21 protein-coding genes are annotated in these 23,994 nt (G+C 64.1%); 15 read left to right on the top strand and 6 right to left on the bottom strand.

The features are described from left to right. Positions 1–166: 166 nt before the first annotated feature. The 6 genes from ACF8R4_RS22155 to ACF8R4_RS22130 all read left to right on the top strand — a co-directional run bounded on the left by ACF8R4_RS22155 (position 167) and on the right by ACF8R4_RS22130 (position 7,365). Positions 167–775, top strand: a complete 609-nt coding sequence (locus ACF8R4_RS22155; RefSeq protein ID WP_060500346.1) for a YqiA/YcfP family alpha/beta fold hydrolase — start codon at positions 167–169, stop codon at positions 773–775. A gap of 35 nt (positions 776–810) precedes the next feature. Further along, positions 811–2,715 (top strand): DNA topoisomerase IV subunit B, encoded by a 1,905-nt coding sequence (parE, locus tag ACF8R4_RS22150; protein WP_104833857.1) that lies wholly within the window; start codon positions 811–813, stop codon positions 2,713–2,715. Beyond that, positions 2,712–3,698, top strand: coding sequence for an esterase-like activity of phytase family protein (locus ACF8R4_RS22145; RefSeq protein WP_019097696.1), 987 nt, complete (start codon positions 2,712–2,714; stop codon positions 3,696–3,698). Before parE ends, ACF8R4_RS22145 begins: the two co-directional genes overlap by 4 nt. Next, on the top strand, positions 3,695–4,213 hold the full coding sequence (locus ACF8R4_RS22140; protein ID WP_019097697.1) for a TIGR02281 family clan AA aspartic protease: 519 nt from the start codon (positions 3,695–3,697) through the stop codon (positions 4,211–4,213). The genes ACF8R4_RS22145 and ACF8R4_RS22140 overlap by 4 nt, the downstream gene beginning before the upstream one ends. 10 nt (positions 4,214–4,223) lie before the next feature. Continuing rightward, a complete protein-coding gene (gene parC, locus ACF8R4_RS22135; protein WP_016712337.1) occupies positions 4,224–6,482 on the top strand; it encodes a DNA topoisomerase IV subunit A in 2,259 nt (752 codons plus the stop codon). A 172-nt stretch (positions 6,483–6,654) separates the two neighbouring features. Next, on the top strand, positions 6,655–7,365 hold the full coding sequence (locus ACF8R4_RS22130) for a membrane integrity-associated transporter subunit PqiC (RefSeq protein ID WP_060500352.1): 711 nt from the start codon (positions 6,655–6,657) through the stop codon (positions 7,363–7,365). Positions 7,366–7,450: 85 nt separating this feature from the next. Here ACF8R4_RS22130 and ACF8R4_RS22125 read toward each other — a convergent pair whose 3' ends face one another. Then, positions 7,451–8,908 carry an AhpA/YtjB family protein gene (locus tag ACF8R4_RS22125; protein ID WP_164525138.1) on the bottom strand — a complete coding sequence of 486 codons (1,458 nt, stop codon included), beginning with the start codon at positions 8,906–8,908 and terminating at the stop codon, positions 7,451–7,453. Positions 8,909–9,042: 134 nt separating this feature from the next. On the opposite strand from ACF8R4_RS22125, the gene serB reads away from it, so the two are divergent. Further along, a complete protein-coding gene (gene serB, locus ACF8R4_RS22120) occupies positions 9,043–10,257 on the top strand; it encodes a phosphoserine phosphatase SerB (protein WP_060500357.1) in 1,215 nt (404 codons plus the stop codon). 72 nt (positions 10,258–10,329) lie between these two features. Here serB and asd read toward each other — a convergent pair whose 3' ends face one another. The 3 genes from asd to ACF8R4_RS22105 are packed head-to-tail and all read right to left on the bottom strand — an operon-like array spanning position 10,330 to position 13,592. Further along, positions 10,330–11,193 carry an archaetidylserine decarboxylase gene (gene asd, locus ACF8R4_RS22115; protein ID WP_016712332.1) on the bottom strand — a complete coding sequence of 288 codons (864 nt, stop codon included), beginning with the start codon at positions 11,191–11,193 and terminating at the stop codon, positions 10,330–10,332. A gap of 9 nt (positions 11,194–11,202) precedes the next feature. Beyond that, positions 11,203–12,012, bottom strand: coding sequence for a rhodanese-like domain-containing protein (locus ACF8R4_RS22110; protein WP_060500359.1), 810 nt, complete (start codon positions 12,010–12,012; stop codon positions 11,203–11,205). Positions 12,013–12,056: 44 nt separating this feature from the next. Next, complete coding sequence (locus tag ACF8R4_RS22105; RefSeq protein WP_392493457.1) at positions 12,057–13,592, bottom strand: HDOD domain-containing protein; 1,536 nt, start codon at positions 13,590–13,592, stop codon at positions 12,057–12,059. Between the two features lie 130 nt (positions 13,593–13,722). Between ACF8R4_RS22105 and motA the strand changes: the two genes are divergently transcribed. Next, positions 13,723–14,574 carry a flagellar motor stator protein MotA gene (gene motA / locus ACF8R4_RS22100; protein ID WP_016712329.1) on the top strand — a complete coding sequence of 284 codons (852 nt, stop codon included), beginning with the start codon at positions 13,723–13,725 and terminating at the stop codon, positions 14,572–14,574. 3 nt (positions 14,575–14,577) lie between these two features. Continuing rightward, positions 14,578–15,612, top strand: a complete 1,035-nt coding sequence (motB, locus tag ACF8R4_RS22095) for a flagellar motor protein MotB (RefSeq protein WP_060500363.1) — start codon at positions 14,578–14,580, stop codon at positions 15,610–15,612. A 119-nt stretch (positions 15,613–15,731) separates the two neighbouring features. Here the strand turns inward: motB and rsgA are convergent, their stop codons facing one another. Continuing rightward, positions 15,732–16,763 carry a small ribosomal subunit biogenesis GTPase RsgA gene (gene rsgA, locus ACF8R4_RS22090; RefSeq protein ID WP_060500365.1) on the bottom strand — a complete coding sequence of 344 codons (1,032 nt, stop codon included), beginning with the start codon at positions 16,761–16,763 and terminating at the stop codon, positions 15,732–15,734. Between the two features lie 152 nt (positions 16,764–16,915). On the opposite strand from rsgA, the gene orn reads away from it, so the two are divergent. Together orn and ACF8R4_RS22080 are read left to right on the top strand one after the other, a co-directional pair. Then, on the top strand, positions 16,916–17,458 hold the full coding sequence (orn, locus tag ACF8R4_RS22085; protein ID WP_392493454.1) for an oligoribonuclease: 543 nt from the start codon (positions 16,916–16,918) through the stop codon (positions 17,456–17,458). Between the two features lie 91 nt (positions 17,459–17,549). Continuing rightward, on the top strand, positions 17,550–18,161 hold the full coding sequence (locus ACF8R4_RS22080) for a trimeric intracellular cation channel family protein (RefSeq protein WP_020193322.1): 612 nt from the start codon (positions 17,550–17,552) through the stop codon (positions 18,159–18,161). A gap of 45 nt (positions 18,162–18,206) precedes the next feature. Here ACF8R4_RS22080 and queG read toward each other — a convergent pair whose 3' ends face one another. Continuing rightward, positions 18,207–19,271: a tRNA epoxyqueuosine(34) reductase QueG gene (queG, locus tag ACF8R4_RS22075; RefSeq protein ID WP_392493452.1), complete on the bottom strand. Its 1,065-nt coding sequence runs from the start codon at positions 19,269–19,271 to the stop codon at positions 18,207–18,209. A 64-nt stretch (positions 19,272–19,335) separates the two neighbouring features. Here queG and ACF8R4_RS22070 point away from each other — a divergent pair, with 64 nt between their 5' ends. The 4 genes from ACF8R4_RS22070 to mutL are packed head-to-tail and all read left to right on the top strand — an operon-like array spanning position 19,336 to position 23,994. After that, positions 19,336–20,196, top strand: coding sequence for an NAD(P)H-hydrate dehydratase (locus tag ACF8R4_RS22070; RefSeq protein WP_392493450.1), 861 nt, complete (start codon positions 19,336–19,338; stop codon positions 20,194–20,196). Next, positions 20,193–20,657: a tRNA (adenosine(37)-N6)-threonylcarbamoyltransferase complex ATPase subunit type 1 TsaE gene (tsaE, locus tag ACF8R4_RS22065; RefSeq protein WP_373690385.1), complete on the top strand. Its 465-nt coding sequence runs from the start codon at positions 20,193–20,195 to the stop codon at positions 20,655–20,657. The genes ACF8R4_RS22070 and tsaE overlap by 4 nt, the downstream gene beginning before the upstream one ends. Before the next feature lie 11 nt (positions 20,658–20,668). Beyond that, positions 20,669–22,099 carry an N-acetylmuramoyl-L-alanine amidase gene (locus ACF8R4_RS22060; protein ID WP_016712322.1) on the top strand — a complete coding sequence of 477 codons (1,431 nt, stop codon included), beginning with the start codon at positions 20,669–20,671 and terminating at the stop codon, positions 22,097–22,099. Continuing rightward, complete coding sequence (mutL, locus tag ACF8R4_RS22055) at positions 22,096–23,994, top strand: DNA mismatch repair endonuclease MutL (RefSeq protein WP_392493449.1); 1,899 nt, start codon at positions 22,096–22,098, stop codon at positions 23,992–23,994. The genes ACF8R4_RS22060 and mutL overlap by 4 nt, the downstream gene beginning before the upstream one ends.

The following is a 23,994-nucleotide window of genomic DNA, read 5'->3' as shown; positions in this document are numbered from 1 at the left end:
AGGAATTCAGGGCTGTTCCCACAGGGATTGCACAGGAGCTGGTACTGGCAATTTGAAGAAATTATTGCGATGCCCGTTGTACTGCGTCAAAACCCGGCGAACGCGCTACACTGCGCGTCCCTGCGCCCGCATCATCAGGCGCAACGCCACAGTTTCCGGGGGCAGCATGTCGGGTTCCATCCTTTATATCCATGGCTTCAACAGCTCGCCGCTTTCCACCAAGGCGCGCCAGCTCGAAGCCGTGATGCAGCACCTGGGGCTGTCGGCCCAGCTACGCGTGCCTGCCTTGCACCACCACCCGCGCCAGGCCATCGCCCAGCTCGAAGCGGCTATCGCAGAACTCGGTGCGCCATTACTGGTGGGCAGCTCGCTCGGCGGCTACTATGCCACCCATCTGGCCGAGCGCTATGGCCTGAAAGCGCTGCTGGTCAACCCGGCGGTAACCCCGCACAAGCATTTCGACGGTTACCTGGGCACCCAGCGCAATCATTACAGTGGTGAAACCTGGGAGCTGACCCACGATCACGTGAAGGCCCTGGCCGAGCTGGAAGTACCGGCCCCGGTCGATGCCAGCCGCTATCAAGTGTGGCTGCAGACCGCCGATGAAACCCTGGACTATCGCCACGCCGAACACTATTACCGTGCATGTGCCCTGCGCATCCAGGCCGGTGGCGACCACAGCTTCCAGGGCTTCGCCCAGCACCTGCCGGCACTGCTGGCCTTCGCCGGCATTGCCCGCGGGCAGTATGCGGCGCTCGACTTTTCTGTATTTTGACTTTTTTGCACTCACCAGACTGACGAAGAGACCCTATGGCCAATCCCAGCGCTAGCGCCTATAACGCAGACGCCATCGAAGTCCTCTCGGGCCTTGACCCGGTCCGCAAGCGGCCGGGCATGTACACCGATACCAGCCGCCCCAACCACCTGGCCCAGGAAGTCATCGACAACAGCGTCGACGAAGCCCTGGCTGGCCACGCCCGTTCGGTGCAGGTCATCCTGCATGCGGACCACTCGCTTGAAGTCAGCGACGATGGCCGCGGCATGCCCGTGGACATCCACCCGGAAGAGGGTGTGTCCGGGGTTGAGCTGATCCTCACCAAGCTGCACGCCGGCGGCAAGTTCTCCAACAAGAACTACCAGTTCTCCGGTGGTTTGCACGGTGTGGGTATTTCGGTGGTCAACGCCCTGTCGACCCAGGTGCGTGTGCGCGTCAAGCGCGACGGCAACGAATACCAGATGACCTTTGCCGATGGCTTCAAGGCCAGCGAGCTGGAAGTGGTCGGTTCGGTCGGCAAGCGCAACACCGGCACCAGCGTCTACTTCAGCCCCGACCCGAAGTACTTCGACTCGCCCAAGTTCTCCATCAGCCGCCTCAAGCATGTGCTCAAGGCCAAGGCCGTGCTGTGCCCGGGCCTGCTGGTCAGCTTCGAGGACAAGGCCAGCGGTGAAAAGGTCGAGTGGCACTATGAAGACGGTTTGCGCTCTTACCTGGTCGATTCGGTCAACGCGTTCCAGCGCCTGCCCGACGAGCCGTTCTGCGGCAGCCTTGCCGGTAACAAGGAAGCCGTTGACTGGGCACTGCTGTGGCTGCCAGAGGGCGGCGACAGCATCCAGGAAAGCTATGTCAACCTGATTCCGACCGCCCAGGGCGGTACCCACGTCAACGGCCTGCGCCAAGGGCTGCTGGATGCCATGCGCGAGTTCTGCGAGTTCCGCAACCTGCTGCCGCGCGGGGTGAAGCTGGCACCGGAGGACGTCTGGGAACGCATCACCTTCGTGCTGTCGATGAAGATGCAGGACCCGCAGTTCTCCGGGCAGACCAAAGAGCGCCTGTCTTCGCGTGAAGCGGCAGCGTTCGTTTCCGGCGTGGTCAAGGACGCCTTCAGCCTGTGGCTCAACGCCCACCCCGAGCTGGGCATGCAGCTGGCCGAGCTGGCCATCAGCAATGCCGGACGCCGCCTCAAGGCCAGCAAGAAGGTCGAACGCAAGCGCATCACTCAGGGCCCGGCATTGCCCGGCAAGCTGGCCGATTGTGCGGGCCAGGACCCGATGCGTGCAGAGCTGTTCCTGGTCGAGGGTGACTCGGCCGGTGGCTCGGCCAAGCAGGCGCGGGACAAGGAGTTCCAGGCGATCCTGCCGCTGCGCGGCAAGATCCTCAACACCTGGGAAGTGGACGGTGGCGAAGTCCTGGCCAGCCAGGAAGTACACAACATTGCCGTGGCCATTGGCGTTGACCCCGGTGCCACCGACCTTGCGCAGCTGCGCTACGGTAAAATCTGCATCCTCGCCGACGCCGACTCTGACGGCCTGCACATTGCCACGCTGCTGTGCGCGCTGTTCGTTCAGCACTTCCGGGCGTTGGTCGAGGCCGGGCACGTGTATGTGGCCATGCCGCCGCTGTACCGCATCGATCTGGGCAAGGAAATCTACTACGCCCTCGACGAAGCCGAGCGTGACGGCATCCTCGACCGCCTGGTGGCCGAGAAGAAGCGCGGCAAGCCGCAGGTCACCCGCTTCAAGGGCCTGGGCGAGATGAACCCGCCACAGCTGCGCGAAACCACCATGGACCCGAACACCCGGCGCCTGGTGCAGCTGACCCTGGATGACGTGCAGGCCACCTGCGAGCTGATGGACAAGCTGCTAGCCAAGAAGCGCGCCGGCGACCGCAAGAGCTGGTTGGAAACCAAAGGCAACCTGGCCGAGGTCATGGTTTGATTCGGCAGTTTCTTGCCGTTTGCCTTGCGCTGGTTGCCCTGCCAAGCCTGGCGGGCAACTGGCCCGAGCTGAAGCTCAGTGCCGAACACCCGATCGACGGCATGCGCGGTGGCAACCTTTCGGGCCTGGTGGAGTGCCGGGGCGGGCTGTGGGGCGTGTCCGATCGCGACGACGACCGTATCTACCGCTTCGACCAGCAAAACCCGACCTGGCGTGCGCAACCGCTGACCTTCACCCCGCCATCGCCACCGGAAAGCGGCCTGCCTTGGGGCCTGAAGTCGCGCAACTGGGCGGCGTCTTACATTCGCGGAGGCGAGCTGGACTTCGAGGGCATCACCTGTGATCAGGCGGGTAACCTCTACCTGGCCAGTGAGGCCCATGCCGCCGTGTTGCAGTTGCCCGTGGACGGCGAACCGGACTGGTTGAAAATCGACCCGGCCATGGTTCGCCAGGCCCGCGCCAGCGGCATGCTGCTGAACTTCAATGCACTGTTCGAAGGCCTGGCGATCAACCCGGCGGGCGACCGCCTGTGGCTGGCCGCCGAGCGCGAACGGCGTGGCCTGGTAGCCATCGAGCGGCAGCAATCGGTGTGGACTTGCGGGCGCAGCTGTGTGCTGTTGAGCGAGGCCGGGGTCGAGATGCAGCCTGCGCAAATGCCCGATGCCCGAGCGCTTTCGCGTGATTTTTCCGACCTGGCCTGGTTCGAGGGCAAGCTGTTCACGCTCGAACGCAACGCCTACCGGGTGTGCCGGCGTGATGTCGACAGCGGCAAGGTCGAGCGTTGCTGGTCGTTTGCAGCAGATGCCCTGGTGGAGTCGCGCCGCTACGCGCAACCGTTCGGCCTGGCCGAAGCGCTTGTCATCGATGCCAAGGGCGCCTGGATTGGCCTGGACAACAACAACGGCGCCCGCGCCGATGGTGAAACACGCCCGATCGTCTGGCGCTTCGACGCGCCGGAAGGTGGCTGGAGCGCCAAACCATGAGCCAGACGCCGGGCAAGCGCGCGGGCAGGGTGCTGATGGTCGTCGCCTGGGCGGCGGCACTGTTTCTTGCCACGCGTTTTTTCGGCCAGTGGGAAGACAGCCAGCGTAACCCCAACACCCAGGTGCAGTCCGAGCATGGCGAAGGCTTTATCGAGGTGCGGCTGCTGAGCAATGGCCAGGGCCATTTCGTGGTGGATGGTGCCATCAATGGCCAGGTGGTGCATTTCATGCTCGACACCGGCGCTACCGACGTGGCCATCCCCGAGGCATTGGCTCGGGACCTGAACCTGGAGCGGGGCAGCCCGGTACTGCTCAGCACCGCCAACGGGCGCACCGAGGGCTACCGCACACGCCTGGCCAGCCTGCAACTGGGGGACATCCGCCTGCAGGGCGTACGCGCAATCGTGGTGCCAGGCCTAGACGGGCCAACCGTATTGCTGGGCATGAGTGCCCTGAAACAACTTGAATTTACCCAGCGCGGCGGCACCATGCTGCTGCGCCAGAACCTGAAATGACGAGGCCCGCATGAGCGACTCACTGGAACTCAGCCTGGACGGCGTAGAACGCCGCTCGCTGGCTGACTTCACCGAACAGGCCTACCTCAACTATTCCATGTACGTGATCATGGACCGCGCCTTGCCGCACATCGGCGACGGCTTGAAGCCGGTGCAGCGACGCATCGTCTACGCCATGAGCGAGTTGGGGCTCGATGCCGATGCCAAGCACAAGAAATCGGCGCGTACCGTCGGTGACGTGCTCGGTAAGTTCCACCCCCACGGCGACTCGGCCTGCTACGAGGCCATGGTGCTGATGGCGCAGCCGTTCAGCTACCGCTACACCCTGGTCGACGGCCAGGGCAACTGGGGTGCGCCGGACGATCCGAAGTCGTTCGCCGCCATGCGTTACACCGAGGCGCGCTTGTCGCGCTACGCCGAAGTGCTGCTGAGCGAAGTCGGCCAGGGCACCGTCGACTGGGTGCCGAACTTTGACGGCACCCTGCAGGAGCCGGCCGTGCTGCCCGCGCGCCTGCCCAACATCCTGCTCAACGGCACCACCGGTATCGCCGTGGGCATGGCCACCGACGTACCGCCGCACAACCTGCGTGAAGTGGCCAGCGCCTGTGTGCGCCTGCTCGACGAGCCAAAGGCCACCATCGAGCAGCTGTGCGAGCACATCCAGGGGCCGGACTACCCGACAGAGGCCGAGATTGTCACGCCTCGGGCGGAAATCCTCAAAATGTACGAGAGCGGCCGTGGCTCGATCCGCATGCGTGCCGTGTACCGCGTCGAAGATGGCGATATCGTCGTCACCGCGCTGCCGCATCAGGTTTCCGGGGCCAAGGTGCTGGAGCAGATCGCCGCGCAGATGCAGGCCAAGAAGCTGCCGATGGTCGCCGACCTGCGTGACGAGTCGGACCACGAAAACCCGTGCCGCATCGTCATCATCCCGCGTTCCAACCGCGTGGATGCCGACGAACTGATGCAGCACCTGTTCGCCACCACCGACCTGGAAAGCAGCTACCGGGTGAACGTGAACATCATCGGCCTCGACGGTCGGCCGCAGTTGAAGAACCTGCGTGCCATCCTGGTGGAGTGGCTGGAGTTCCGTACCAACACGGTTCGCCGCCGCTTGCAGCACCGCCTGGACAAGGTCGAGAAGCGTCTGCACCTGTTGGACGGTTTGCTCACCGCGTTCCTCAACCTGGATGAAGTGATCCATATCATCCGTACCGAGGAGCACCCCAAGCAGGCGCTGATCGAACGCTTCGAGCTCACCGAGATTCAGGCTGACTACATCCTCGAGACCCGCCTGCGGCAGCTGGCACGCCTTGAAGAGATGAAGATCCGCGGCGAGCAGGACGAGTTGCTGAAGGAGCAAGCCAAGCTGCAGGCCTTGCTGGGTAGCGAGGCCAAACTGCGCAAGCTGGTGCGTAGCGAACTGATCAAGGATGCCGAAACCTACGGCGACGACCGCCGCTCGCCGATTGTCGAGCGCGCCGAAGCCAAGGCGCTGTCGGAAAACGAACTGATGCCGACCGAGCCGGTTACCGTGGTGCTGTCGGAGAAGGGCTGGGTGCGTTGTGCCAAAGGCCACGATATCGACGCTACAGGCCTTTCCTACAAGGCCGGCGACGGCTTCAAGGCCGCTGCGGCCGGGCGTTCCAACCAGTTTGCCGTGCTCATCGACTCCACCGGCCGCAGCTACTCGCTGGCCGCTCACAGCCTGCCATCGGCGCGTGGCCAGGGCGAGCCGTTGACGGGCCGCCTGACGCCGCCACCGGGTGCGACCTTCGAATGCGTGCTGCTGCCGGATGACGATGCACTGTATGTGGTGGCATCGGATGCCGGTTACGGCTTTGTGGTCAAGGGCGAAGACCTGCAGGCCAAGAACAAGGCCGGCAAGGGCCTGCTCAGCCTGCCCAACGGCGCCAAGGTCATGACCCCGCGCCCGGTGGCCGACCGCGAGCAGGACTGGCTGGCGGCAGTCACCACCGAGGGCCGGTTGTTGGTATTCAAGGTCAGTGACTTGCCACAGCTGGGTAAAGGCAAGGGCAACAAGATCATTGGCGTGCCGGGCGACCGGGTGGCCAGCCGTGAAGAATTTGTCACCGATCTGGCGGTGATCCCCGAAGGTGCAACCCTTGTATTGCAAGCCGGCAAGCGTACCCTATCTCTGAAAGCGGACGACCTGGAGCATTACAAGGGCGAGCGCGGACGGCGGGGCAGCAAGCTGCCGCGCGGCTTCCAGCGCGTCGATGGGTTGCAGGTGGAAGTACCGGCTTAACCGGTAGAAATGTCTGGAACGGCAATTTCAGCGCCGTTCCGGGCAGAAATGCTGGAGTCGGACGATTATTTCGCGGATGATATGGCCCTTGCGGTGCCGACGTAGTCGTGTGCCCGTTTGAATCTCTATGTATCACTGCGGTCTGCCTGTAGGCGACCGCCTGGATGGGATGATGAAATTTCTGCGCCTTCCATTTGCGCTGTTGATGACTGGCCTGCTGGGCCTTGGCGGGTGCACCATGCATCAGCCGGTTGCCCTGTACCAGCTCGACAGTGGTGATCCTGGCCAGCCTTCGCAAAGTGCAGGCATGGCCGTGGTACTCGGCCCGGTATCGGTGGCCGATTACCTGCAGCGCGAGACGTTCCTGCAACGTCAGGCCGATGGCAGCCTGAGCGCGGCGACCGACGGTCGCTGGGCGGGCAGCCTTTCGTCGGATATCGACCAGCTGCTGGTGCGTCAGCTTGCCTGGCGCCTGGACAGCCAGCGCGTGGTGCTGGCCCCGGCAACCGCTGGTTTCAGCCCGGATGTACAAGTGCTGTTGTCGATCACCCGCCTGGACTCGGGCAAAAACCAGCCGGCAATCCTGGATGCTCAGTGGCGCCTGTTGGACCGCCGTGGCCATGTGCGTGACAACCGCATCGTTCACCTTGAGCAGCCGCACGAGGGGAGCGAGTCGTCGCAGGTGCAGGCCCAGGGCCAACTGCTGCAGAAGCTGGCTGAACAGCTGAGCACGGCGGTGAAGCCACTGGCCAACCAGCCGGCAATTGCCGAAGAGTCGCCTAAAAAGCCCGCAGCGCCGGTGCAAGTGAAGAAGGCGCCGGAGAAGTCCAAGATCCCGATGGCTTCGCCGATTCGTACCGATATGGAAGTGTATCGGTTCTGATCAAGCCGCCAGCCACAAAAAAGCCCGCATGTTTGCGGGCTTTTTCATGTCTGCAAGGTTGACGCGGACTTTGTGGGAGACGCTATCAGGCCCTGCGCTCGTGCATCCGCGCCAACTGCCGCTCCAGCATCGACGGATAAGGCTCCATCAAACGCTCCACGCAGCAGGCACCCTCAGGGCTGGCAATCGGGCGAATACGCGCACGCTGGCGAATCAGCGCGTCATCGCTGATCTGCCGCTCTACCAGCAACAGGTTGCGGCTGTGTTGCGACAGTGCCAGGGCATCCTGGGCCTTTTCGGCCATCAGCAGGTCCACCATCTCCAACCCTTGCAGGTCGTTGCCCAAGGCCAGGCCCAGCTGTAGCTGCAGGGTGATGCCGCTGTCGGCCACTTCAATCTGCAGGGCGTGGCCCAGGGCGCGCAACAGCTCGCCGCAGCAGATGGCATTGGTCAGGTAGTCTTCGCCGCACTCGCGGCTGTGGAACAGCACCAGGGTGCTGCCATCGTTCAGCGTGTGGGTTTCACCGTCGTAGAGCGAAGCCGCGTGCTCCAGGCAATCGCGGTAGCGTTCGGTCAGCTCGGTGAGGCGTGTGCGTGGCAAACGGCGCAACTGCTCCTGCGAGCCCAGTTGCACGGCAAGGACGGCGCTGTACTGCGGTTCGTCAGACCCGACCACGGCAGCGGCCTTGGGTGCACTGTCGTCGTCCAGCAGGCCGGCGAAGGCGTCGTCGTCCTCGTCTTCTACCGCGGCAACCCTGGCGCGTGGTGCGGCCTTGGGGGCCGGTGAAGGCTCGTGCAGGTCGTCGTATTGCGCGTCGTCCTCTTCCTCCAGCTCGGGCTCTGGCGGCGGCGGCGGGGCCAGGCGCGCATGCAGCTGGCGGGCGATATCGCCGATCTCGTCCTGGCGGTTGGTGGCCGGGGTGTAGGGTTGCGGGTCGCGCAGCCATACCCGTAACTGCAGCAGCGGCAGGGTAATGAAACGGCCCTGGCGCAGGCTCAGGGTCAACGCGAGTACCAGCAGGATGGCGGCCAGGATACCCATGCTCTGCAGGCTGATCAGCATCGGCTGCTGGAACTGGCTCATGTCCAGGCTTATGCGCAGTTGCCCGGCAGTGACGTCCTGGAAGGTGATCTTGGTCTGGTACAAGCCCTCGGCCTCACCCAGCAGGCTGTTGCGCGGGCGCTGGCCGGCTTCGGCGAGGATGCGGTTGTCCACACTGTAGATTGCCGCATGGGCCACCAGCGGGTTTTTCACCAGGTTACCCAGCAGCACGTTGAGGCTGAGGATGTCGTTTGACACCAGCAGCTCGGTTGCCGACGTGGCCGTCTGGGTGGTCAGGCTCTGGCCCAAGGCGTCGGCCTGCTGATGCATGGCCTGCTTGAACTGCAGGCCCATGACGCAGGCATAGATCACCAGCGCCAGCGCCACCAGGAAGATGTTGGTGCAGGCGATACGCAGTGCCAGCGGCACGCGACGTTGACTCAGGGCACGATAGATCATCAGGAAGAAGTTGTCTGGTTTGACGGGCGTGGGCCGGTTCACTGAGCTCGGCTCTTAATGGCATGAAAGTGGGGGGAGTATAGCGACCCGGGTTTTGTCGGCAAAGTATCGTTGGCGCCCGATGGTCACGGAAAATCGGTAGAATGCGCATTTTTCATCGAAGTCGGAGCCAGGTTGTGCGCGAAATCGTCCTGATCAACATCACCGGTGAGGACCGTCCCGGTCTCACTGCGGCTATCACCGGCGTCCTGCTGCAGGGCGGTGTGAGCATCCTCGACATCGGCCTGGCGGTCATGCACGGCACCTTGTCGTTCGGCATTCTGGTCGATATCCCGGACAACGAAGTGGCTACCGCGCTGCTGCAAAGCGTGCAGGCCAAGGCTCACGAGCTGAACTTGCAGGCCCGCTACACGCCGATTTCCGAGGCGGACTACCAGCACTGGGCCGACGGCCAGGGTGAAGCGCGCCACATCGTGACCCTGCTCAGCCGCAAGATCACCCCCGAGCAATTGCAGCGTGTGAGTGCGGTGATCAGCCAATACGGCCTGACTATCGAGCGCATCGAACGCCTGTCGGCCCGGGTAGCGCTGGACGCCGAAACCAAAAAGGGCAAGGCGGCCATCGAGATTTCCGTGCGCGGCGTGCCGAGCGACGCCCAGGCCCTGCGGGCTGACTTCTTCGCCCTGGCTGAAGCGCTGAGCGTCGACATCGCCTTCCAGAAGGACGACCTGTTCCGTCGCAACCGCCGTCTGGCGGTGTTCGACATGGACTCCACACTGATCGAGGCCGAAGTCATTGATGAATTGGCTAAGGCGGCCGGCGTGGGTGAGCAGGTGGCGGCCATCACCGAGCGTGCCATGCGCGGCGAGCTGGACTTCCGCGCCAGCTTCAAGGAGCGCATGGCGCTGCTCAAGGGCCTGGATGTGGGCGTGCTGGACGAAATCGGGGCTTCGCTGCGCCTGACCGAGGGCGCCGAAAACCTGTTCGCCGAACTCAAGCGCCTGGGTTACAAGACGGCGATCCTGTCGGGCGGCTTTACCTACTTTGCCCGCCAGGTGCAGGCGCGTCTGGGTATCGACTACGTATTTGCGAACGAGCTGGAAGTGGTCGACGGCAAGGTGACCGGCGTGGCGGTCGAGCCGATCGTCGATGCCCAGCGCAAGGCCGAGCTGTTGCAGAAGCTGGCCAGTGAAGAAGGTTTGCAGCTGGAGCAGACCATTGCCGTGGGTGACGGTGCCAACGACCTGCCGATGCTGTCGCTGGCCGGGTTGGGCGTGGCGTTCCGCGCCAAGCCGCTGGTGCGCCAGTCGGCCAAGCAGGCCATTTCCACCCTGGGGCTGGATGGTGTGCTGTACCTGCTGGGCCTGCGCGACCGCGAAGCCCGCGGTTGACCTGGGTGTCTGGGGCTGCAAAGCCCCCAAAAAAAGGCCTTGCTCATGCAGGGCCTTTTTCATGCGGCTGAATCAAGCCTGTGCAGGCTCTGCCAACAGCTGCCCCATGCGCACTGCGGAACCAGCGCCCAGATTTTCAGCCCATTTCACCTGCTCTGGCCCGAACAGCACGATGGCGGTCGAGCCCAGCTTGAAGCGGCCCAGCTCGGCACCTTTCTCCAGGTGGATCGGCGCACGACTGGCTTCGTCGTAACGGAAAGTCTTCAGCTCACGCTTGGGCGGCGTCACCAGCCCGGCCCACACGGTCTCGATCGAGGCCACGATCATTGCACCCACCAACACCACGGCCATCGGCCCGCGTTCGGTGTCGAACAGGCAGACCACGCGCTCGTTGCGGGCGAACAGCTCGGGAACGTTCTCTGCGGTGGTCTGGTTGACCGAGAACAGGCGGCCCGGCACGTAGACCATTTCGCGCAGGGTACCGGCCAGCGGCATGTGCACGCGGTGGTAATCCTTGGGCGACAGGTAGATGGTGGCGAACTCGCCGCCCATGAACGGCGCGGCCATGGCCGGATCGCCGCCCAGCAGCTCTTGCGCGCTGAAACCGTGGCCCTTGGCCTGGAAGATGCGACCGTGCTCGATCGGGCCGAGCTGGCTGACGGCGCCGTCGGCGGGGCACAGGATTGCGCCCGGGGTTTCGTCCAGTGGGCGGGCACCTGGCTTCAGGGCGCGGGTGAAGAATGCATTGAAGTGCTCGTAGGCGCTCAAGTCCTCGACCAGGGCCTCGGACATGTTCACCTGGTAGCGCTTGGCGAACCAGGCGGTAAAGGCGTTTTTGAACCAGCGCGCGCGGCACTCGGCAACGCAGCCGGCCAACCGCGACAGCAGGTGGTGCGGCAGCAGGTACTGGCTGATGATGAACAGACGGGATTTCATGCAGGTTCCTTAAACTTCTACAGGCGTGTCCGGGTGGTTGCCCCATTCGCTCCACGAGCCGGCATAGGCCTTGACGCGTGGGTAGCCGAGGGCCTTGGCCACCAGATAAGTGAAACCGGAGCGGCGATGGGTCTGGCAGTGGGTGATCACTTCCTTGTCAGGGGTGATGCCCAGTTGCTCGAGGACTGCTTTGATGTCCTTGCGAATGCGCAGGTGGTCGTTCAGATCCATGCCTGCGGTCCACTCGAAGTTGATCGCGCCGGGGATATGGCCACCCTTGGCTGCCAGCACTTTCTCGCCGTTGAATTCCTGCGGGCCGCGCGCGTCCCAGATGACCAGGTCATCGGCGCCCAGGCGGCTTTGCAGGTACTCGCGGGTGGCGGTGGGCGCGTTGTCGATACGCAGGTGCACCGGATGGTTGCCGCTGGCGGGCACTTCGGTGGTCAGCTTGTCTGCTGGCCAGGCCTGGATGCCGCCATTGAGATAGTGGTAATGCTTATGGCCGATCACGTCGAGCAGCCAGATGAAACGCCCGGCCCAGCCGCCGCCTTCATCGTCATACACCACATACACGGCGTCGTTGCGGTGGCCGAGTTCGCTGAACAGTTTTTCCAGGTCACCCAGCGTAGGCAGCAGGCCGGGTGCAGGAGGCTGGCCAAGCTGGGTACGCTTGCCTTCGACAAAGCGTGCACCGGGGATATGCCCGCTGACATAGCGGTTGGCGCTGCTCAGATCGACCAGGATCAGCTGGGGCGAATCCAGGCGTGGCAGCAGGTCCGCGGCTTCGATCACCAGGGGCAGGCCGGAAAAGTCAGTCATCCACGGTCTCCAGTGTGGAAAGAGGGGCGATTGTAGCGCAAGGCTCAGCCCTTGCGGTTGGCAAACACCGACAGCGCCCGCTCGGTACATTGCGCGGTCTTGCCGAAGGCCTGCACGCTGATGTCGGCCAAAGGCCGGCAGCCTTGGTCGGCCACCATCAGCATCAGCACCTGGTCGTTCACCGCCAGCGAGCGTAGCAGCACATGCTCGCTGCGGAACAGCGCCCGCAGCGGGGCGGGTAACAGTGCCGAGAACTGGGTGTGGTTTTCCGGGGTGATGCGCAATTGCCCTGCCTGGGCCAACAGCTTTTGCAGCAGTTTGTTCTGCGACACTTGGAGGGTCAGGGCGCCAGCCTCCCTGGGCAGGCCGGCAAGTTGCTGCACGCGCAGGTAGTCGCTGGCTTTGTCCAGGCTCAGTAGCAGGATGCGTTGCATGCCGCAGGCCTGCAGGGCTTCGAGGGCCTGGGTGGCCAGGTGCACGGTGTTGGTGAACGGGCTAGGCTGGGCCAGCAGGTGCTGGCACAGCTTGCGCCAGCGCGCCAGGTCGTCGCTGCTGGGGGGTGGGGGGGCGAGCATGTCCGGGTGCGGGCGGCGCTGGTGCCAGGGCCAGATCAACGCCTCCGCCGGGTGGAACAACGCGTGCCGGGCGTGGCGGCGGGCACTGGCGGCGGCCTGTTGGTGCACTTGCTGCTGCACATCTTCCAGCGAGGTTTGCAGGTACAGCGCGGTCAGCAACTGCCAGCGCAGCAGGTGCGGGTTGTCCCAGCCAACTTGTGCGGCCAGGGCCAGGTTGTTGGCCAGCAGCACGGTGTTGGCCGGTTGGTTGAACCAGCGGCGCAGGCCAGGCTCGGCGTCCAGGCGGTGTTGTTGGCTGAGCAGGTCTTCGTCGCGGGCGATACTCAGCACCTGAGCCAGCTGCTCGCGCTCTTCCAGCAACAGGCGGTAGCCCTGAGTCACCCACTGCGGCAGGCGCCAGTACTCCGCCATGGTCTGGCACAGCGCCATGATCCGCACGCCAAACAGCTCTTCCTCGACATGGGCGGCGTCTTCGCCCTTGTGGATAACCCGTAGCTCCCAGGTGTCTAGCAGTTTGGGGTAGGCCAACGCCAGTGGCCAGAGGGGTGACAGAAACAGCAGGCTGCCCCAGTGAATCTCCTGCCACAGCCGTGCCAGGCGGCTGGCGAACAGGCCGCTGGCCTGTTGCGAGGCGTGCTGGCTGATCAACTGGAACTGGCTGAATACGGGCGGGATTTCTTCCGCAGGCACCGAGGGCAGGCGCTTGAGCAGTTGTTCGATGCGCGCCAGGCCCAGGCGATTAAGGGCCACTTCCAGGCTTTCGGCGGGTTCGGCCTGGCTGGCATTGGTGGGGTGATTGGCTTCGCGCATCACCGACAGCACCAGTGCCGGGCTATCCTGCATCAGTTCGGCGATATCACGCAGCGAGCGGCGGCTATCGTTGATGGCGGCCATGACCCGGTCGTAGCTGTGCTTCGGCACGGGGATGCGAACACTCTCTAGCAGCTTTACCCAGGCCTCTAGCGTACGTGGGGCCTGAGCGGGCACCTTGGTTTCAATTGGCATTTTGACATCAGTCCGAACTGGCTTTTCGCATTGAGTGGCTATAGTCTGGCGCAGTTCTGCCGATAAGTAGAAGAAGAGTTTTAAAGCTCCCGTCTCTTCCCCTGACCACGACAGCAAGTGCTTTGAACCTATGGCTAAAATTATCGGCATCATCGTCGTATTCGCGAGCGTGCTCGGCGGGTACGTGCTCTCCCACGGCAAGATCGCGGCGCTGATCCAGCCGTTCGAAGTACTGATCATCGGCGGTGCGGCCTTTGGTGCATTCCTGCAGGCTAACCCTGGCCACATGACCATGCACGTCATCAAGAAGTCGATGAAGATGTTCGGCTCGCGCTTCACCCACGCCTACTACCTGGAGGTGCTGGGCCTGGTGTACGAGATCCTCAACAAGAGCCGTCGCGAAGGCATGATGGCCATCGAGGCCGACATTGAGGACGCAGCAGCCAGCCCGATCTTCGCCAAGTACCCGACGGTGCTGGCCGATGAGCGCATGACAGCGTTTGTCTGTGATTACCTGCGCATCATGTCCACCGGCAACATGGCTCCGCACGAGCTTGAAGGCCTGTTCGACATGGAACTGCTGAGCATGAAGGAAGAGCTGGAGCACCCCTCCCATGCGGTGACCGGCATCGCAGACGGCATGCCCGGTTTCGGTATCGTTGCGGCGGTACTGGGTATCGTGGTGACCATGGCCTCGCTGGGCGAGGGTGACCAGGCAGCCATCGGCATGCACGTAGGTGCGGCACTGGTCGGTACCTTCTTCGGTATTCTGGCGGCGTACGGCTTCTTTGGCCCGTTGGCCAAGTGCCTGGAGCACGATGCCAAGGAAGAGCTGAACCTTTACGAGTCGATCAAGGCTTCTCTGGTTGCGTCGGCCTCGGGCATGCCACCTTCGCTGGCGGTCGAGTTCGGGCGCAAGGTGCTTTACCCCAAGCACCGCCCAAGCTTCTCCGAGCTGGAACAAGCGGTTCGCGGTCGCTGAGTCATGGAGAACAATCAGCCCATCATCGTCAAGCGCGTCAAGCGCTTTGGCGGCGGCCACCACGGTGGCGCCTGGAAAATCGCCTTTGCCGACTTTGCTACGGCAATGATGGCGTTCTTCCTTGTGCTGTGGTTGATGTCCACGGCCACGCCGGAGCAGAAGATCGCCATCGCCGGCTACTTCAAGGACCCGATCGGCTTTTCGGAAAGCGGCACGCCTTATGTCATCGACCTGGGTGGTTCGCCTGAGCTGGCACCGGAAAAAACCATCAACCCGGAAGCCAAATCCGAGCCGGTGCCCGAGACCACGACCCAGCTGAACAAAGACCAGGTCGAGACCATGGCCGAGCAGGTCGAGCGTGAGCGTCTGGAGTTGCTGCTGCAAGAGCTGCAGAACAAGGTGGAAGAGAACCCGCAACTGCAGAAGTTCAAGGACCAGATCCTGTTCGAGATCACCCAGGATGGCCTGCGCATCCAGATCATGGATGCCGAGAACCGGCCGATGTTCGACATCGGCAGCGCGCGTCTGCAGCCGTACTTCGAAGATATCCTGCTGGCCATGGCCGACACCATCAAGGCGGTGCCGAACAAGATCAGCATCAGTGGTCACACCGATGCCAAGCCGTATGCCGGCACTGGCGAGTTCGGCAACTGGGAGCTGTCGGCCAACCGCGCCAACGCCGCACGCCGTGCGCTGGTGGCCGGTGGTTACCCGGACGGGCAGGTGGCGCGGGTGGTGGGCTACGCTTCGTCGTCGCTGTTCGACCGCAAGGACCCGTTCAACCCGGTCAACCGCCGCATCGACATCATCGTGCTGACCAAGAAGGCACAGCGCAATATCGAGGGTGAGCAGGGTGCGCCGGAAGCGCCGGCCCCCGATCCTGCTGCACCACCCGCCAGTGGTGCTGCGCCAGGGGCTGCGGCGCCGGCTGCACCGGGGGATACCGAACAAGCGCCGATGCAGCCGCGTGAGCTGCGCCAGAAGCTGAACATCTTTGAAGATGGCACGCTGAAGATGGATGACGCCAAGGAGCAGTAATCCCTAAAGGATTGCGTTGTAGCTGAAGCCAGCGCGTAACTTGTGGGAGCGGGCGCGCCCGCTCCCACAGGATTCGCGTAGCCCTTGAGCCTGGGGCAGAGCCTGTGGGAGCGGACAGGTCAGTAGCTGTCTTCCGTCAGGCTGGCGATGATCGAGCGGTAGCTGTTCATGCGCTGCGGCTTGATGCGCCCTTCGTCCAGCGCCTTGAGCAGCGCACAGCCCGGTTCGCGGTCATGCTTGCAGTCGCGGAAGCGGCAGGTGCCGAACAGGTCGCGGAACTCGATGAAGCCATCTTCCACATCGTCGCGGCTGACATGGCCAAGGCCGAACTCGCGGATGCCCGGCGAGTCGATCAGGTCGCCGCCGTTGGGGAAGTGGTACAGCCGCGCCGTGGTAGTGGTGTGGGTGCCCTGGCCAGACCATTCCGACAGGTCGCCGACTCGGGTGCCGGCGTCTGGGAGCAGGCTGTTGACCAGCGACGACTTGCCCACGCCCGACTGGCCGACGAATACGCTGATGTGGCCGTCGAGCTGCTGTTGCAGGCGCTGCATGCCGTCACCGTGGTGCGCCGACACTTCCAGTAGCGGGTAGCCCAGTTCGCGGTAAACCTCCAGCAACGCATGCAGGCCAGGGCCGTTCTCGTCGTTGATCAGGTCGGCCTTGTTCAGCAGTAGCAGCGGGCGCAGCCCCGCGTGCTCGGCAGCGACCAGGTAGCGGTCGATCAGGTTCGGGTGCGGCTCCGGGGCCGGGGCGAACACGATCACGATCAGGTCGACGTTGGCTGCCACAGGCTTCAGCTGCCCGTGATTGTTCGGCCGGCACAGCTCGGTGCTGCGCGGCATCTGCGCCACGATCACGCCAATGCCCTGGTTGCCCGCACGCCATACCACGCGGTCGCCGGTGACCAGTGCTGGCAGGTTGGCGCGCAGGTGACAGCGGAACACCTGGCCTGCGGATTCGCCGTCCTGGGCTTCCACCTCTACCTGCACACCGAAGTGCGCGATCACCAGGCCCAGTTGCTCAGGCCCCAAATCGCCGCCTTCCAGTTCTTGCAGCACGTGCTGCTCGCGTTTGGCGGCGCGAGCGGCGCGCTCGCCCTGGATTTTTTCGATCCGCCAGTTCTGGCGGCGATTGAGCTGGCGTTTGGCCATGAAGGTACCGTGAGAGAGGCCCGGTGAGGGGCATTGAAAACGGCAGGCAGTTTAGCACGCCAGGCGTTGGACTTTTCCGCTTACCTTTGTGCAATGAATGGGCGCGCCCTGGCCACTAGGCTACTATGACGGCCTATACGAGGAGCACCTGCATGCAAAACCCACAGAACCTGATCTGGATCGACCTGGAAATGACCGGCCTGGATCCGGACAGCGACGTCATCATCGAGATGGCCACCATCGTCACCGACAGTGAGCTGAACACCCTGGCCGAAGGGCCGGTGATCGCTATCCATCACAGTGACGAAGTGCTGGCGCGTATGGACGAATGGAACATCCGCACTCACGGTGCTTCGGGCCTGACCCAGCGCGTGCGCGAGAGCAAGGTCAGCATGGCTGAAGCCGAGGCGCAGACCATCGCCTTCCTCGAACAGTGGGTGCCAAAGGGCAAGTCGCCCATCTGCGGCAATAGCATCTGCCAGGACCGCCGCTTCCTCTATCGCCACATGCGCAACCTGGAAAACTACTTCCACTACCGCAACCTGGATGTCTCCACCCTGAAGGAGCTGGCCGCGCGCTGGGCGCCGAATGTGCGTGACAGCTTCAAGAAGGGCAATACCCATCTGGCGCTCGACGACATTCGCGAATCGATCGCCGAGCTGCGCCACTACCGCGAGCACTTCATCAAGGTGTGAGCTGAAACGGCGCAGATATTGTATCTGCGACCCCTTTTGGTGCTTCGAGCAACTGGTTAGACTGCGCGCCTTTCTCGCACGGACCCGCACCATGTTGTTGATGCTCTACCTCATCGCCATCACTGCCGAAGCCATGACTGGCGCGCTGTCTGCCGGGCGCCGCGGCATGGACTGGTTCGGCGTGGTGCTGATCGCCTGCGTCACCGCCCTGGGTGGCGGCTCGGTGCGCGACGTGCTGCTCGGGCATTACCCGCTGACCTGGGTGAAACACCCGGAATACCTGGTGCTGACCAGCTTCGCGGCGCTGCTGACCATCTTCATTGCGCCGATGATGCGCCGCCTGCGCTCGCTGTTTCTGGTGCTCGATGCCCTGGGGCTGGTGGCCTTTACCTTGATTGGCTGCATGACCGCGCTGGAGATGGGGCAGGGCATGCTGGTGGCGTCGATCAGCGGGGTGATCACCGGAGTATTTGGCGGGATCTTGCGGGATATCTTCTGTAACGACATTCCGCTGGTGTTCCGGCGCGAGCTCTATGCCAGCGTGTCGTTCGCGGCTGCGTGGTTCTACCTGGGGTGTGTGTATTTCAAGGTGCCGGCAGAGCAGGCGATGCTGCTGACCTTGTTTGGCGGGTTCCTGCTGCGGTTGCTGGCAATCCGTTTTCACTGGGAAATGCCCAAGTTCCACTACAACGACCAGCAATAAGGGAATTGTCGGCGCGGCGCGGACCCTGTGAGAGCGCGCTGGCTGCTATTGAGCGTTGTGTTGGGCCAGCGCCCACTCCACATGTTCGCGCACCAGCTCCGATGCATCCTCTCGCCGGGCCTTCAGCGCCTCGATCACAGGAATTGTGGACGGCGCATTGCCCAGCCCCACCGCCAGGTTGCGCAAGAATCGCTCATACCCCGCCCGCCGCAACGGCCCACCCTCGGTCTTGCGCAGGAACGTCCGCTCATCCCACAGGAACATGTCCGCCAGTTCGGCATTTTCCAGCCCATGCCGTGGCTGGAAGTCCTGCTCCTGGCTGTGCTTGGCAAAGCGGTTCCACGGGCAGACGATCTGGCAGTCGTCGCAACCGAACACCCGGTTGCCCATCTTCGCGCGCAGCTCGACAGGGATCGCGCCCCTCAGTTCGATGGTCAGGTATGAAATGCAGCGCCGCGCATCCAGTACATAGGGCCCGACGAAGGCCTGGGTCGGGCAGATGTCCAGGCAGGCCTGGCAGCGGCCGCAGTGTTCGCTGGTGGTGGCTTCGTCCACCGGTATTGGCAGGTCGACAAACAGCTCTGCGAGGAAGAAGTAGCTGCCCGCCTTGCGGTTGAGCAGCAGGGTATTCTTGCCGATCCAGCCCAGGCCGGCCTGTTCGGCCAGGGCCTTTTCCAGCACCGGGGCGCTGTCGACGAAGGCGCGGTAACCGAACGGGCCGATAGCCTCCTGGATGCGGTCGGCCAGGAACTGCACGCGCTTGCGCACCAGTTTGTGATAGTCCCGGCCCAGCGCGTAGCGCGAGATGTAGGCTTTTTCAGGCTGTGCCAGGCGCTGTGCCATCTGCGTGTCGCCGGACAGGTAGTCCATGCGCAGCGACACCACGCGCACGGTCCCGGGGATCAGCTGATCGGGGTGCGAGCGCTTGCTGCCATGCGCGCCCAGGTAGTCCATTTCACCCTGGTAGCCGGCATCCAGCCAGCGTTGCAGGTGATGTTCGTGTTCGCCAAGGTCGACCCCGGCGATGCCAACGTGGGCAAAACCGAGTTCTTGGCCCCAAATCTTGATCGATTGGGCCAGTTGGACGAGGTCAGGCGTACAGACGGACATGGATGGGCAGGCAATACGGGTTCAGGTGCGTATAATTCTGCCAGACATTGGAGCCTTTGACCCCATGCCGCAGACCAAACACCCCAGCCATGCCCCTCAACTGCTCAGCAGCGTGACCGTCGCGCACCTGCCGGCCCGGCATGCGCATGCCCATAAAGGCGACTTTGGCCATGCGCTGGTGGTCGGCGGTGACCTTGGCACCGGCGGCGCCGTGCTGCTCAGCGCCGAAGCCGCGCTGCGTTGCGGTGCCGGGCTGGTCAGCGTGGCAACCCGGCCCGAACATGTCCCGGCCAGCCTGGTGCGCTTGCCCGAGATAATGTGCCTGGGCGTCAGTTCGGCCAATCAGTTGATGGGTGTGCTGGAGCGAGCCTCGGTGCTGGTGGTCGGCCCGGGGTTGGGGCAGGCGGCATGGGGCCGCAGCTTGCTGTCGGCGGTGGCCAATGCCGAGCGGCCGCAAGTGTGGGACGCCGATGCCCTGAATTTGCTGGCGCGTACCCCGCTGGCCCTGCCCAGTGGCAGCATCCTCACCCCGCACCCGGGCGAGGCAGCGCGGTTGCTGGGCATTTCCACCGAGGCGGTGCAGGCCGACCGCCCGGGTGCTGCGCGCAAGCTGGCGCGCCGGTATAACAGCGTGTGCGTGCTTAAAGGGGCCGGTACCCTGGTGGCCGACCCTGCCGGGCAGTTGATGCTGTGCGAGCGTGGCCACCCGGCCATGGCCGGTGCTGGCTTTGGCGATGTGCTGACCGGTGTGCTGGCGGCGTTGCTGGCCCAGGGGCTGGATGCCTGGCAGGCTGCCGGGCTGGGGGTGTGGCTGCACGCCTGTGCGGGCGAGCGGCTGGGTGTAAAAGGTAGAGGCCTGGCGGCCAGTGATCTGGCGCCGGTCATTCGAGCGTTGTTGGAGGAGCATTCTGCGTGTCTGGCATAACCCTGTTTCTGGCCGATGAAGCGGCTACGGTCGACTTCGGTGCAAAAATGGCCGAGGTGACCGGTGGTCGCGGCGTGATCTTCCTGGAAGGCGATCTGGGGGCTGGCAAGACTACGCTTTCCCGTGGGCTGATCCGCGGCCTGGGCCATACGGGTGCAGTGAAAAGCCCGACCTTCACCGTGGTCGAACCCTACGAGATCGGTGAGGTCCGAGCATTCCACTTCGACCTGTATCGCCTGGTCGATCCGGAGGAGCTGGAGTTCATGGGGATTCGTGACTATTTCGAGGGCGACCCGCTGTGCCTGTTCGAGTGGCCACAAAAGGGTGCGGGCGTTTTGCCAAAGCCTGACCTGACCATTACCATAAGCCCCCAAGCGGGCGGACGCTCGCTGATCCTTTCGCCGCAGGGGGCTCGCGGCGAGGCCTGGTGCGTGGCACTGGCCAAACACTATAAACAGTAAGTGGGGTAGGTATGCGCATACGCGCACTGGTCGCCATCGTTGGTCTGCTGCTGACAACGGTGACCGTTGACGCTCTGGCCGTCACTCAAGTCAAGAGCGTGCGCCTGTGGCGCGCGCCAGACAACACGCGGCTGGTCTTCGACCTGTCTGGCCCCGTGCAGCACAGCGTCTTCACCCTGAGCGCGCCGGACCGCCTGGTTATCGACATCAATGGTGCGACCCTGGCCGCGCCGTTGAACGTGGCCACCTCCAACACGCCGATCAGCAGCGTGCGTTCGGCCCAGCGTACCCCGACCGACCTGCGCGTGGTGGTCGACCTGAAAAAGTCGGTCACCCCGAAAAGCTTCACCCTGGCGCCGAATGCCCAGTACGGCAACCGCCTGGTGGTCGACCTGTACGACCAGGAAGCCGACGCCATTGCGGCCAGCGCGCCGCCACCGGCCCCGGCGCCGGTGCAGACGCCTGCGACCACGCCGGCGGTGCCGGTAAGCCCGGCCCAGCCCGCCATCAAGCTGCCACCGGTACCGAGCGGCAAGCGTGACATCGTGGTGGCCATCGACGCCGGCCACGGCGGCGAAGACCCGGGGGCCTCCGGCTCGCGCGGCCAGCACGAAAAAGACATCGTGCTGCAGATCGCCAAAGAGCTGCAGCGCCAGATCAACAGCGAAAAAGGCTTCCGTGCCGAGCTCACCCGTACTGGCGACTACTTCATTCCTCTGCGCAAACGCACGGAAATCGCCCGCAAGAAGGGCGCCGACCTGTTCATCTCGATCCATGCCGACGCCGCGCCGTCACGCGCCGCCTTTGGTGCCTCTGTGTTCGCCCTGTCTGACCGTGGCGCTACCTCTGAGACCGCGCGCTGGCTGGCCGACACGGAAAACCGTTCCGACCTGATCGGTGGTGCCGGCAACGTCAGCCTGGATGACAAGGACCGCATGCTCGCGGGCGTGCTGCTGGACCTGTCGATGACCGCCACCCTCAGTTCCAGCCTCAACGTGGGGCAGAAGGTGCTGGGTAACATGGGTCGCGTCACCTCGCTGCACAAACAGCGCGTGGAACAGGCCGGCTTCATGGTGCTGAAATCGCCGGACATTCCATCGATTCTCGTTGAAACCGGGTTTATCTCGAACAACAATGAAGCCGCCAAGCTGGCCACCGCCAGCCACCAGCAGGCGTTGGCCCGTTCGATCCACACCGGTGTGCGCCAGTACTTCCAGCAAAACCCGCCGCCTGGCACTTATATCGCCTGGCTGCGTGACACCGGCAAGATTGCCGCTGGCCCGCGTGAGCACACGGTACGCCCTGGTGAAACCCTGGCGATGCTCGCCGTGCGTTACCAGGTCAGCGTGGCCAGCCTGCGCAGCACCAACAGCCTCAAGACCGATGAGCTGAAGGTTGGCCAGCGTCTCGACATCCCCGCCACCACATTGGCCTCGCAATGAGTGGCGGTTCGCGCATCCAGCTGCTCAGCCCGCGGCTGGCCAACCAGATTGCCGCTGGCGAGGTTGTCGAGCGGCCAGCCTCGGTCGCCAAGGAACTGCTGGAAAACAGCCTGGACTCCGGTGCCCGACGCATTGACGTGGAAGTGGAGCAGGGCGGCGTCAAGCTGCTGAAGGTGCGCGACGATGGCAGCGGCATTTCTGCCGACGACCTGCCGCTGGCCCTGGCCCGTCATGCCACCAGCAAGATTCGCGAGCTGGAAGACCTGGAAGGGGTGTTGAGCCTGGGCTTCCGTGGCGAGGCCCTGGCTTCGATCAGCTCCGTGGCGCGGCTGACCCTGACGTCGCGTACCGCCAGCGCTACCGAGGCCTGGCAGGTGGAAACCGAAGGCCGGGACATGCTCCCGCGCGTACAGCCGGCGGCGCACCCGGTGGGTACTTCGGTGGAAGTGCGCGACCTGTTCTTCAATACCCCGGCGCGGCGCAAGTTCCTCAAGGCCGAGAAAACCGAATTCGATCACTTGCAGGAAGTGATCCGCCGGCTGGCGCTGGCACGTTTCGATGTCGGCTTCCACCTGCGGCATAACGGCAAGAGCATCCTCAGCCTGCACGAGGCCCACGACGAAACAGGGCGTGCCCGGCGGGTAGGTGCCATCTGCGGCCCGGGCTTCATGGAGCAGGCGCTGCCGATCGACGTCGAGCGCAACGGCCTGCGCCTGTGGGGCTGGGTCGGCCTGCCGACCTTCTCGCGCAGCCAGGCAGACTTGCAATACTTCTTCGTCAATGGCCGCGCAGTGCGCGACAAGCTGGTCGCCCACGCCGTGCGTCAGGCCTACCGCGACGTGCTGTTCAATGGCCGGCACCCGACCTTCGTGCTGTTCCTGGAGCTGGAGCCCAACGGCGTGGACGTCAACGTGCACCCGACCAAGCACGAAGTGCGCTTCCGCGAAGGGCGGTCGGTGCACGATTTCCTGTACGGCACCCTGCACCGTGCCCTGGCCGATGTGCGCCCGGAAGACCAGCTGGCCGCGCCTGCCGCCGTGCCAGAGGCCATTCGCCCGACTGGCCAGCAGGCCGGTGAGTTCGGCCCGCAGGGCGAAATGCGCCTGGCTTCGCCGGTGCTTGAACAGCCGCGTGCCCCGCAGCAGTCGTTCTCCAATGGCGGCAGTGGTGCGGGCTACCAGTATCAGTACACCCCACGCCCGTCACAGCCGGTGCCGGCTGCCGAAGCGCAGGCGGTGTACCGCGAGTTTTACAAACCGTTGGAAAACGGTGCGGCGCCGGCGACGGCCCTTCCCGAGAGCCAGGGTGACATTCCCCCGCTGGGCTATGCGCTGGCGCAGCTCAAGGGCATCTACATCCTCGCCGAGAACGCCGTTGGCCTGGTGCTGGTGGACATGCACGCCGCCCACGAGCGCATCATGTACGAGCGCCTGAAGGTGGCCATGGCCAGCGAAGGCCTGAGCGGCCAGCCGCTGCTGGTGCCTGAAACCCTGGCCCTGAGCCAGCGCGAAGCGGACTGCGCCGAAGAACACGCGCAGTGGTTCCAGCGCCTGGGCTTCGAGCTTCAGCGCCTGGGCCCGGAGACCCTGGCGATCCGCCAGATCCCGGCCTTGCTCAAGCAGGCGGAGGCCAACCGGCTGGTGCAGGATGTGCTCGCCGACCTGATGGAATACGGCACCAGCGACCGTATCCAGGCGCACCTCAACGAACTGCTCGGCACCATGGCCTGCCACGGCGCCGTGCGCGCCAACCGGCGCCTGGCCATTCCCGAGATGAACGCCCTGCTGCGCGACATGGAAAACACCGAGCGCAGCGGCCAGTGCAACCATGGCCGTCCCACATGGACCCAGATGGGCCTGGACGACCTGGACAAACTCTTCCTGCGCGGTCGATGA

Origin of the sequence: Pseudomonas sp. FYR_2 (assembly GCF_043106425.1) — a bacterium.
In the GTDB taxonomy this organism is placed as follows: Bacteria; Pseudomonadota; Gammaproteobacteria; order Pseudomonadales; family Pseudomonadaceae; genus Aquipseudomonas; species Aquipseudomonas monteilii.
Note: the sequence above shows the minus strand (reverse complement) of the source record. Positions and strands in the feature narration are given on the sequence as shown.